The 11243-nt window shown below is 67.3% G+C and carries 11 protein-coding genes; 3 read left to right on the top strand and 8 right to left on the bottom strand.

The window, feature by feature from the left end; all coding sequences use genetic code 11:
• Positions 1 to 130 precede the first annotated feature (130 nt).
• Positions 131 to 688 (top strand): hypothetical protein, encoded by a 558-nt coding sequence (locus V8J39_RS23240; RefSeq protein WP_336463365.1) that lies wholly within the window; start codon positions 131 to 133, stop codon positions 686 to 688.
• 197 nt (positions 689 to 885) lie between these two features.
• On the opposite strand, the gene guaD is transcribed toward V8J39_RS23240, so the two are convergent.
• The 6 genes from guaD to V8J39_RS23270 form a co-directional block, all read right to left on the bottom strand.
• Complete coding sequence (guaD, locus tag V8J39_RS23245; protein WP_336463366.1) at positions 886 to 2169, bottom strand: guanine deaminase; 1284 nt, start codon at positions 2167 to 2169, stop codon at positions 886 to 888.
• Between the two features lie 292 nt (positions 2170 to 2461).
• Positions 2462 to 4102 carry a recombinase family protein gene (locus V8J39_RS23250; protein ID WP_336463367.1) on the bottom strand — a complete coding sequence of 547 codons (1641 nt, stop codon included), beginning with the start codon at positions 4100 to 4102 and terminating at the stop codon, positions 2462 to 2464.
• 13 nt (positions 4103 to 4115) lie between these two features.
• Positions 4116 to 4313 (bottom strand): hypothetical protein, encoded by a 198-nt coding sequence (locus tag V8J39_RS23255; protein WP_336463368.1) that lies wholly within the window; start codon positions 4311 to 4313, stop codon positions 4116 to 4118.
• A 210-nt stretch (positions 4314 to 4523) separates the two neighbouring features.
• Positions 4524 to 5180, bottom strand: a complete 657-nt coding sequence (locus tag V8J39_RS23260) for a hypothetical protein (protein ID WP_336463369.1) — start codon at positions 5178 to 5180, stop codon at positions 4524 to 4526.
• Between the two features lie 53 nt (positions 5181 to 5233).
• On the bottom strand, positions 5234 to 5674 hold the full coding sequence (locus V8J39_RS23265) for a hypothetical protein (RefSeq protein ID WP_336463370.1): 441 nt from the start codon (positions 5672 to 5674) through the stop codon (positions 5234 to 5236).
• On the bottom strand, positions 5671 to 6462 hold the full coding sequence (locus tag V8J39_RS23270) for a hypothetical protein (protein WP_336463371.1): 792 nt from the start codon (positions 6460 to 6462) through the stop codon (positions 5671 to 5673). The genes V8J39_RS23265 and V8J39_RS23270 overlap by 4 nt, the downstream gene beginning before the upstream one ends.
• 479 nt (positions 6463 to 6941) lie before the next feature.
• On the opposite strand from V8J39_RS23270, the gene V8J39_RS23275 reads away from it, so the two are divergent.
• Together V8J39_RS23275 and V8J39_RS23280 are read left to right on the top strand one after the other, a co-directional pair.
• Positions 6942 to 8393, top strand: a complete 1452-nt coding sequence (locus tag V8J39_RS23275; protein WP_336463372.1) for a plasmid recombination protein — start codon at positions 6942 to 6944, stop codon at positions 8391 to 8393.
• 39 nt (positions 8394 to 8432) lie between these two features.
• On the top strand, positions 8433 to 8825 hold the full coding sequence (locus tag V8J39_RS23280; RefSeq protein WP_336463373.1) for a hypothetical protein: 393 nt from the start codon (positions 8433 to 8435) through the stop codon (positions 8823 to 8825).
• A gap of 268 nt (positions 8826 to 9093) precedes the next feature.
• Here V8J39_RS23280 and rlmF read toward each other — a convergent pair whose 3' ends face one another.
• Positions 9094 to 9999: a 23S rRNA (adenine(1618)-N(6))-methyltransferase RlmF gene (rlmF, locus tag V8J39_RS23285; protein WP_336463374.1), complete on the bottom strand. Its 906-nt coding sequence runs from the start codon at positions 9997 to 9999 to the stop codon at positions 9094 to 9096.
• A gap of 527 nt (positions 10000 to 10526) precedes the next feature.
• Positions 10527 to 11063 (bottom strand): isochorismatase family protein, encoded by a 537-nt coding sequence (locus V8J39_RS23290; protein WP_336463375.1) that lies wholly within the window; start codon positions 11061 to 11063, stop codon positions 10527 to 10529.
• Positions 11064 to 11243: the final 180 nt, after the last annotated feature.

Consider the following 11243-nt stretch of genomic DNA (forward strand, 5'->3'; position numbering starts at 1 on the left):
CACCCTCGGCACCGCCGAGATCACTGCCGTGAGCTGAAGACCGAGCGGGAAAGGGACAGATCGGCCTTCAGCCGATTAGAGCAACAACGCCGATGCTCGCCGAGACGAGGCCGGAGAAGAGCTCTGGGACGTGCAGGCGGCGTGGCACCGGCTCGACCGCCTGCTGACGGGTGCCGAGGCCGTCTATGTGACGATGCATGGCTGGGCTGATCTAGGTGATACGGCGCGGATCCTCGAGAAGCCGCTCGCCGAAATCTTGGAGATGGTCTTGGACAGCCGTCTGGGGCGCGTCGGCAAGCATGCACTGAGGCAGGGCTTCGCCTCGATCCTCGTCAATCTTTCGGGCCAAGCGCCGGGGCACGAGATGACGACGCCCGGCATTCTCGCAGCCGGCAAGGGTCTTGAGGTCAACGAGGTCGAGGTTCTGCTGAAGCGTGGACTGTCACCCAGCTCCTCTGGGACGGGACGGCGCGCCGGGCGCGCCATCGTCTCGCTTTCGGCGCAGGATCTCGCCGCCTTCGAAGCGCGCTTCATCAGCTTCCGCGAACTGGCCCTTGCCCTGCGCCTCTCGTGGGATGGCCTTGATGAGCGCCTCGCCGAACACGGCATCGAGCCCTTCAGCGACGGGAGGCGACGCTTCCGCAAGATCTACGAGCGTGCAGCCGTCGGGCCTCTGCTCCGAGGTTGATCGACCGGCGTCGGTTCTGGCGCACGATCGCACCGCAGGATCGAGAAATCGCGTCAGCTCCCATATAACACATTGAAATAAAATAGTTAGACGCCGCTCAGGCTGAGCCGCAGCCCCCCTGTCAGGCAGGGTTTGCGTATGCTTCTATCGTCTTTTGCGCACACTACTGATGTCTCTGGCTCCGCCGCACGGCCCCGTCAGACCCGGCGCACCCCGCCGACCCAGACGCCCGCGATCGCGCGGTCGTCGCCCATCATGATCGTCGGGAAGATCGCCTCCCAGGGCGTCTCCGCCCGCGCCGCGCGCTGCGCGATCGCCGGGGTCGAGGCGAGGTCGACCGCGATCAGGTCGGCCTCCATCCCCACCGCCAGCCGCCCGATGCGTCCCTCGGCCCGCAAGGCCCGGGCCGAGCCGCAGGTCGCCAGCCACCACAGCTCGGCCGGATGCAGCGGCCGGCCGCGCAGCTGCCCCACCTCGTAGGCCGCCGCCATCGTGCGCAGCATCGAGAAGGACGAGCCGCCCCCGGTATCGGTCGCCAGCCCCACCAGCTGCCCCTCGGCCTTCAGCCCGCCCATGTCGAACAGCCCCGAGCCGATGAAAGTGTTCGAGGTCGGGCAATGCACCAGCGCCGCCCCCGCCTCGCGCAGCCGCGCCCGCTCGCGCCCGTTCAGGTGGATCGCGTGGCCGAAGACCGCGCCCTCGCCCAGAAGCCCCTGCGCCTCGTAGGTGTCGAGATAGTCGCGCGCCTGCGGGAACAGCCCGCGCACCCACTCGATCTCGTCGGTCTGCTCGCTCAGATGCGTCTGCATCAGGCAGTCCGGGTGCTCGCGCCACAGCTGCCCCAGCACCATCAGCTGCTCGGGCGTCGAGGTCGGCGAGAACCGCGGCGTGATCACGTAGGACAGCCGGTCGACCCCGTGCCAGCGCTCCAGCAGCGCCCGGCTCTGGTCATAGGCAAGCGCGGGGGTGTCGCGCAGCCCCTCGGGCGCGTTGCGGTCCATGCAGGTCTTGCCGGCATAGACCCGCATCCCGCGCGCCTGCGCCGCGGCGAAGATCGCATCGACGCTGCCGGGATGGATCGTGGCATAGCTGCACACCGTGGTGGTGCCATTGGCCAGCACGAGGTCGAGATACCGCGCCGCCACCCCGGCGGCATAGTCCGGCGCGCCAAAGCGCATCTCCTCGGGGAAGGTATAGGCGTTCAGCCAGTCGATCAGCCGCTTGCCCCAGCTCGCGATGATCGCGGTCTGGGCGTAGTGCACATGGGCGTCGACGAAGCCGGGCGAGATCAGCCGGTCGCCCAGGTCGGTGACCGCCGCCGCCGGATGCGCCGCCGCCAGCGCCGCGCCCTCGCCCAGCGCCGCGATGCGCCCGCCCTCGATCAGCACCCCGCCGCGCGTGGTGATCCGCGCCGCCTCCGGCCCCTCGAAGAACGGGTCGCCGGTGAATTCCAGGGTGGTTCCGACCAGGATCTCGGCCATGCTGCGCGCCTCCGGCAAGCTCTTCGACTTTGCGGCAAATATCCCCGGGGGGCGGCTCCGGTGCAAGCCGGAGACGGGGGGCGGGCAGCCCCCCTTGCCGGAGCGTTGTTTGAAGTGCTCGCGCGGCTTGGAGGGGCGGTTCTGCACTCAGTCCTCAGAGGCGTGCGCGCCGCGGTAAACATTGCAGTACGGCCGTGCCGCAGGGCTCTCAGAGCCAGTGCCTGCGGGCGTTCCAAGGTGTTGAGCCGATCCTTCGAGCACCGTTGCACCCAGGCCGTGACCCTGTCCGCAATCAGGCCCTCGAGAGCCGGCGGTGTCTCGGTTCCCGCGCTTCCGGTAGCGGAGCGGCCATCTCTTCGTCGTGCAGCGTCCGCAAAAGAAAACTGCCGAGATCCACTTGGATCTCGGCAGCCAGGCCGTGCGGTGCGGTATCGGAAGGTGTCAGGCGTATTCGCTGCAGGATCTGTTTCAGGATCCTGTTCGCCTGATCGACATGGGCTGGGTCGCTCAGGATCTCCTCGAGGCCGGCGACCATCTCGGCGTAGAGCTGGTCCGGCGATGGCGCCGGCTCCTGCACCTGCGTCCGCCGTCGGCGCAGCTTGGTGAGCTGTTCGCTCACCGCCTGCAGCTGGCGTTCGATCGCCTCGGCCTCGTCCCGGACCATCCCATAGGGCGCGCCGTCGCGGATCGCCTGCATCATCCGCGTCCTGCCCAACTTGAGCTTCGTGAGCTGGGCCTCGGCCGCGCGCCGCTCGACCTCCGGGTCGCTTCTGCGCTGACGTGCCCGTTCGGCCTTGAGCTCATCGGCAAAGGCGCGGCGCAGGTCGGCGCTGTCGAACAGGGCGCGCAGGCGGGAGAAGACGCGCGCCTCGATGCGGCGGCGGGAGATCGGGCGGGTGTTCTCGCAAAGCTTCTTGCGGCCGCGGCGGCACTTGTAGCTCGTGGCACTGTCCATGATGAAGGGCTCGCCGCAGCAGCCGCAGATCAGAAGGCCCGACAACAGGGTCCGCGACTGATGCGCCGCGCGCGGATTGCCGCGGGCCGCGACCGCATCCTCGCGCCGCTTCAGCTCGGCTGCGGCCGCGTTCCAGACTTCCTGGGGCACGATCCGCAGTTCGGGGAAGGTGCGCGTCAGCGCCTCTTGCGGCGTCGGGTCGATCCGGCGCTGCTGCGTTCTCGGATGCAGGCTACGCTTGCGACGGTTGACGCTCGCCTCGCCGATATAGAGGCGGTTGCGCAGGATCCCTTCCTCGCGCTCGCGGTCGCCGCGGATGGTCCGGGCGTCCCAGAACGAGCCGCCAGGGCTCGGGATACCCTCGTCGTTCAGCGCCTGCGCGATCGCCTGCGCGGACTGGCCGCCGGCGAAGTCGCTGAAGATGCGGCGGATGACCGCCGCCTCGGCCTCGTTGATCCGACGGTTCACGGTCGGGGTCTGCCCATCCAGGCCAGGCACAGGCTCGACCCGGTCATAGCCGTAGGCACTGGTGTGCAGGATGCCGCGCGTCAGAGCATAACCCATTCCGCGACGCGTGTACTGGCCGATGCTCGCCGCATGCTGCTGGGCGCCGAGCAGGTTCAGGATCACGTTGAGGAAGTTCTGCCGGCCCTCGCGCAGCGAATAGAGCTCCACATGCTGGTGGGCCATGATGTTGTACACGGTCAGCCCATCGACGACGTCACGCGAGAAACGGGCGACGGCCTCGATGATGACCACGTCGACTTCGTTGCGTTCGACAGCCGCGATCATCTCCAGAAAGCCATCGCGCCCGACCATCCGGCGGCCGGAGGCTTCGGCATCGGCGAAGCGGGCGACGACGGTCCAGCCCTCGCGGTCGCAGAACCGTTCGGCTTCCGCGATCTGGTCTTCGATGGAGGTCTGCTTCTGCAGCTTGGAGGAGTAGCGGGCGTAGATCGCGGCGCGGCGGGGGATCATGGTCAGGTTCCGATCAGATCTGCGACGGGGCGCGGTTGTCGTTGGCGGGTGTCTGCGCGGCCCGGCGGACGGCGGCCTGGGCAAGAAGCTGGACGAGCGGGCGCAGCAGCAGGCTGGCGGCGATCGGGTCGCAGCCGTTGTGATTGGCGGCGACGAGATCGAGAGGGACGGTCTCGTAGGAAACGGCGTTCGGGGCGAGAGGCAGGGACATGGGCGGTCTTCCAGTCGGTTGTGGTGGCGGTATGATTTCCAAGTGCGACCGTCTCCCGGCGCGCGGAAACGCCGGGCGACAGATTTTTCGGGATTTTTGATTTTTCTGGTTCGGGCGACCGTCAGGGCCTCTCGCGACCACCGGCTTTCTGCGGACAGCGCTCGGAATGTCAGGCACGCAAACGCATGGGACTGCTGTCCGCCCGCCGCTTCAGGCGGCCAGCCGCGCCGACCTGCCGTAGATCAGTTGGTGCAGCCGGTCGGGTTCGTTCTTGGCGAGCACCATCGCAGCGCCAGACAGGGTCATCGGCTTTCCTTTGATCAGCTGCCTCTCGCCCGGCATGCCCGTCAGCATGCAGCGATCTTGCGTGCTGAGGCCGAACCATTTTGCGATGCCCTCGGCGCGGGCGCGCCCGGCACCCGGGCCGCTGGCGACGAGGAGCAGGTTCGGCTCGTACTGCGTGATCAGCAGCGCGAGAATCTGTGGGCGGAGAGGCTTGTCTTCTGCCGTCAGGCTCGCGAAGCCCGTGACGGCTGCGATGAGCGGGCTGAGCCAGCCGAGCGGGCAAACCTCGAGGTGCTTGCCGCCGCCGATGCCAACGACGCGACAGATGTCGGCAATCGTGGCGCGGATGGCCTCTCCGGCTTCGACCGAGATCGGGCGATTGCCGAGGGGGAACGGCCGCAGCGCGTAAGGCGGATGGGGCGTCGCGATCCAGCTGCCGCCGAGCTTCGCCAAGCGTTCTGCGACGACATCGTCGCGGACCTTTGAGGTAGGGGCGATGACGTCGACCCGCTCGAACCCGCCGGTGACCGAGTTCGCCAGAACGGCCGGCCACCGGATCGCGAAGCGATCGTGCTTTTGCATTTGAGGATGTCCTTGAGGAGATGGGCACGGGCGTTGCCGCCCGTGCGCGCCGATCAGGCTTGGCCGGGCTTCGGCAAGCGGGTGGCGATCTCGCACTCGGCGGCGATCAGGTAGGCCACGCGGTTCGCGAGGCGCCGGGCCTCGCGCGCCAACTCCAGCATCCTCTGGAGCGGGCGGTCCTCGGCTTCGGGCACCCCAATCCGGGCGATCAGCTCGTCGAGCTCGGTGAAGACCTCCTCGTCGAGGAGCGTCTTCGCGTCGAGCTGGGCGTGCAGCCTCGTTGCAGGTCCCGCGAGCGAGGTCTGCTGTTGTCCCGTGAGATCGGCGAAGGCGAGGAGGATGGTGTCCAAGGCCTCCAGACCATCCGCGTAGAGATCGCAAATGCGACTCTGGTCGGAGGGCCGGGGCACGTTGGTGATCACCAGGTGCCGATGCGTGTTCGCGCCACTGAAGCTGTTCGGAAGGTACTCGAAAAGCGTGCGATCGCTGCTCATGCGCGCACCTCCGACGGCATCGCGAGGGTCGGCATGGGCGGCGTCATTCTCATGCGCTCGCCTTTGCGGCGGTGGACGACCTCGACCCGGCGACCGGCGACGACGATCTCCTTCAGGCGCTCGGCCCGGTGCCAGGCGGCGATGTCGCGCTCGGCGATGATGCGGGCGAGGACCGACAGGAAGCGTTCGCGGGTGCGGGCACCGAGCGTGCCGATCACCGGCGTGCCGCGCTTCGAAGCGGCAAAGCGGGGATCGTCGAGCGAAACGGTGATCCGCCGCTCGCAGGCGAAGCCGGTGGCGCGGTGCAGGTTCGCGGCCTCGATCTCGGCGACCGACCAGACACCGACGCCATAGCGGCGGTCATACGGGTAGTCTTGGAAGCGGAATGCGCCGCGCGTGGTGCCGAAGGCCAGCGTGACGGTCGCGCCGTCGGCGGTCTTGTCGCGGAGCATGACGAGCGCCGGGCGGACCTTGGGCTGCGCCTCGGGGTCGGGCGCGTCCTGATCGGGGAAGCGGAAAGCGACGATGTCGCCGGGCTTCAATGCCGCGCGCCAGTTCGGCGCGGCATCTTCGGTCGCGGCCGGAATGGCAACTTGGGTCGAGACCGTCTCGGCGGTCGGGGTGAATGCGTCAAACATCGACGAACTCCATGTGAGGGGGATGGGTCGACGCGCGCTTCTTCTATCCGTTTTGGGATCAGGGCTTCGGCTGCGCGTCACCAAGACCGCGCAGCTGAAACCCTGATCCTTTTGCGTCTTCGGGACGGAGGGGTTCGGGGAGGTGTCCAACGCTCCCCGGGCGCAAGCGGGGGGCCAGCGAAGCGGTTGGGGGGAGAGTGCAGAACGTCTTCCCCCGGTCCGTCGGAAGGACGCCGGAAAGGGTGTCGGGACAGGCGGCGAGCGGTCCCGACCCGGGGTGGCCGGAGGGGTGGCACGCCCTCCCGGTCCGTCGGAAGGACGCCATGGGGTGCAGGGCGCGGCGAGCGACACCCTGCCCGGGGGTGAGGGGGATGGCGTTCCCCTCGGGCCCGCCGCCAGGCGGGACCAGGGTCCAGGGGCCGTGCCCCTGGCGAGCGTCTTTCCGAACGGAGGGCCCCAAGGCCCGGAGTGCGGAAAGACTAGTGAGTAAACCCCCTCCATCCCTTCCCGGACTCTGAAGTCTCGCGCGGTGCCTCATCTGACGGGCGAAGAAATGCGGCCCGCGCGTTTCCGCGCCCGGGCGAACGACCGGACCTCCCGACCTCCCAGCCGAGACAGGGAGTGTCGCCTTGGCCCGTTCCGCCCCCGCCCGCTATCCCGTGGTCCTGCGCTTCGCCGCGATCAGCGCCGCGAAGCTCAGCCGCTACCGCCTGCACGAGGAACGCCTCGGGCGCGGCAGCCTGCATTGCGACCCCACGCGGACCCATCTGAACCGGCGCCTGATCGGCCCGGCCGACTGGATCGGGCCGCTCCTGACCGAGATCGACGTGGTGCGCGGCGAGAACCTCGTGGCCGAGATCGAGGCGCTGAAGGCCCAGAAGCGCAAGAGCGCGGCCCAGCGGCGCTATCGCGAAGGCCCGGCGGATCCATGGCGCGCCGACTGCGAGGGCGGCCCGATGCGGGAGGTGATCCTCACCGTCAACCACCGCTGGTTCGAGGGATCGGACCGGCCGGATGACGAGAAGGTCGACCTGACGGTCAAGGCGCAGCGAGAGGCGGCCTTCGCCGCGCGGGCGACCGACTGGCTGACGCGGCGCTTTGGCGCATGCGTGGTGACGGCCCGCGTCGATCACGACGAGACAGCCGCGCATATCCATGCGGTGATCGTGCCCTGGACCGAGAAGACCACCGGCACCCGCGGCCGGCAGCGGCTGATCCAGCCGACCTCGCATCCGCTGCTCGCCTCCTACGAGAAGGCGCAGGATGACGTGGGCAAGTTCTTTGAAGCGCTCGGCCTGACCCGTGGCGAGCCCTGGATCAAGGCGGTTGCGGAAGCCGAGGCAAGGGGCGCGGACGCGCCAAACACGCCGCAGCATGTGCCACCGCATGTCTGGCGACGGCAGGAGGAGCTGCGGCAGAAGAAGAAGGCCGCGGAACTGGTCGAGCGCGAGAAGGCCGCGGCCGAGAAGGAAGTGGCTTTGCGTCAAGCCCTTAGCGAGCAAAGGGAACGGGCGCAGCGGCAGCAACTCATCGACGAGACGTGGCGCAAGGCGAAGGCGAAACGCGAGGCGGAGGTCGCCGCACGGGAACGTCAGGTCCGGGCGGCAGAGACGGTGATCGAGGTGGTTCTCGGCCGACCGGATGTGGCGAGCCTCGAGGCGAAGCCATTGGCGCAGGCCATCGTCGAGAGATCTCCGGACGTGAGGCAAGAGTTCAAGGACCAGCAGGCGCTCCCCATTCGCCTCTATCAGCGGATGCTGGCGCTCGCACAACGCTTGCGCGCCGATGCCACCGCACGGGCGGAAAGGGCGCAGAAGATCGAGACCGCCGCCAGCCGCGTGCTCACCGAAGTCGCCCGGCTGAAGGAGGCCCTCTTCGCGCAGCTTCCCCCACCCTTGCGAGAAAAGCTGAAGACGGCCGTCGCCACCGAACACCGTGCGGTCACCTCCGCGGAGACCGATCTTCAGGTCGCGCTCGGGCTGAAACCCGCGTCCGAGCCCGCGACGGACCGGCCCGAAGCGCCCCTCGCGAAAAATCCTGCACCGGGTCGTTTCCGGAAACCGGGCGACGACCGGACATGATCCTCGTGGTTCGGGGCATCATGTCCCACGGAGTATCCCATGACATCATTCGACACGCTTGAACAACGACGCGAAGCCGGCCGCCTGAAGCAGGAGAAGCTGGATCGCGATTACATCACCGCCGTCATCGGCCAGCAGGAACTGGCCGAGCGCGCCCTGGGCGCGGCGACCCTCGACGGCTTCCACGACTTTCCCGGAGAGATGCGCCATGAACTGCTGGTCAGGGCGGTTCCGAAAATCAGCAAGAAGGCGGAAGCCGCGCTGATCCAGCTGAAATGCGTGACACGGGCCGAGTTCGACACGGCCCGCACCGAGGCGCAACGGCGCGCGGCCGCGGCGGCTGCCGCGCTCGAGGCCACCACTTTGGCGCAGCAGGCGAACAAGCGCCCGGTCCGCGCCCCATCCGAAACCGACAGCGCGCAGAGCGCCTGATCACCCAAGAGCTTCCGAACCACACACGAAACGGCCGGTGCATCCCTGCACCGGCCGTTGTCGTTGGTGCTCTCGCCAAAGCGTGATGCCAAACCCTGCGGGCGCGCGATGCTCCGCCACGGCAAAAGATGAAGTGGATGGGCCCAGCACAAAAGTCGGTTCTCGAAGCATCGCGAGCACGCCTGCGCCCTACCCAAGTGTTCCCCGACCCGCGGACGGCTTCCGCATTCACGGAGCTCAGACGAAGATCGGGCCAAGTGAGGTCCGGCTACAAGGAGCGCTCATCCTTGGCGTAATAAGTCCAAGCCAGAAATCGACTTTCCTTCTGGCCCTGAGCCATCTCGACGATCCGGGTCTCGGCGACCCGCGCCCTGGCCAGCAACCGCGTGAGAGGTTTGAGGCTGTCCTTCCTGGACACCAGAGAGGTGAACCACAGGCACTGGTCTGCGAAGTCGACGCTCTGTTCGATCATCCGGGCGATGAAGCCGATCTCGCCGCCCGGGCACCACAGCTCGGCATTCTGGCCGCCGAAGTTCAGCATGCCGGTGTTGCCCTTCCCGAGGTTGCGCCACTTGCGACGGCTGCCTGCGTCCGCCTTCTCGGGCGAGGCGTGGAACGGCGGGTTGCAGAGGGTGACGTGGAAGATGTCGTCGCGCCCGATCACGCCGTGGAAGATGTTCATCGGATCGGTTTGGCGCCTGAGCGTGATGTCGAGCGCGTTCTCCGTCACGATCCGCCGTGCCGATGCGATCGAGACCGGGTCGATGTCGACGCCCGTGAAATCCCAGCCATATGCATGCCGCCCGATCAGCGGATAGACGAGGCTCGCGCCCGTCCCGATGTCCAGCGCCCTGATCCGGGGGCCCTGCGGTATCCGCCCACCATCCGCCTCGGCCAGCAGATCCGCGAGGTGGTGGATGTAATCGACCCGGCCGGGGATCGGGGGGCAGAGGTAGCTCGGCGGAATGTCCCAGAAGCCCACGCCGTAGTGGGTGCGCAGGAGCGCACGGTTCAGAATGCGAACAGCCTCCGGGTCAGAAAAATCGATTGTCATCCGACCGCGCGGGTTTCGCGCCGTGAAGGCCGCCAGTTCGGGGGATGCCGCCAGCAGGCTCTCGAAGTCATAACCCTGTTGGTGCTGATTGCGTGGATGCAGCTTGGGCTGGGCGGCCATAGAAAACCTTCGTGCTGTCTGGTGCCGTCGACGCGCTCTTCCGCTTGGCGGGCCGCGGCCTTCGTGGCCGTATGCGGCATAGAGGAACCGGCCCGGCGCGTCACGCAGCAAACAGGACCAGAACAACCGCCCCAATGTTTCGGGAGGTCAAGCAGTGGCCAAGCAACAAGCGCGTGGAGCGCGGCAGACTCAGGGCAGCCCGGGTCTTCTTCGCGTCACAGGCGCATTGGACCGCTGCCAGCCCATAGCTGCCGGTGGGCAGGCGCGTTCGCTGCGAGGCCGCATTCACGGAAGCGGCCACTCGATCACGCGCGCAGCATAGCGTCGGCCGTCAGATGTTGCGGTGTGCCGAAAGCAGACTTTGTTCTTGGCTCTCGGCCAGCGCCTCAATCCGCACGATCGGCCCAGAGCGGGCCTTCGCTGTCCTGGTGGGCGCCGCACCGCGGCTTCACCGAAGCGGCCGTTCGGGCCTTGCCGCGGCGCTTCCAACGATTCAAGGTCGGCAGCGCGGACGAAGCTGACAGGCTCTATGCGCTCAGCTCCGTGGCTGTATCCGTAACGCAAGCGAAGTCAGCCGCAAGATGGGCCATCGTTACGTCGAAAATAACGCGAGCTGATTGCTTTGCGCTCGGCAGATCAAATCCGATCACGGCATCCTCGACGACAGTCATATTGAATCCCAGATCAGCCCCGGCGCGAACGGTCGAATTGATACAAAATCCAGCCACGGCACCCACTACGATCAATTCCGTGATACCTCGTCCACGAAGGTAATTGGCCAGATCGGTCGAGGCAAAAGCCGACGACGTATGCTTCACGAAAACCGGCTCACCATCCAATGCTTCCGCGCAAGGCAACGGCGGATAACCTGCGGCATCGGCGTGGAAAATGGATGCTCTGTCCTTGTCTCTGTGGCGGACATGGATAACGGGCAGACCCTTCTGGCGGAACGCTTCGACAAGTGAGCCAACACGCGCAGGCGCTTCGGGATTGACGCAATCCCTCCCCTCCGCAATCCGGATCTGCATCCCCATCTGCATATCGACGATAGCCAAGGCTTTCACGGTGCCGCTCCCAGTGAGTCTGCCATTTGACAAGACATCGTTTGGCAAGTGACCGCAATGGGCTAGAAGCGGTCATGCGGCGGCGCAGCGCTAGGCTCAGGACTCATAGCCAGAAGAGGACGGTTGCGGCGAGAGCGATGGCCGAGAGGAAGACCTTCGGGCATCTGTCGTAGCGCGTCG

It is taken from the genome of Frigidibacter sp. MR17.24, assembly GCF_037095655.1.
In the GTDB taxonomy this organism is placed as follows: Bacteria; Pseudomonadota; Alphaproteobacteria; order Rhodobacterales; family Rhodobacteraceae; genus Frigidibacter.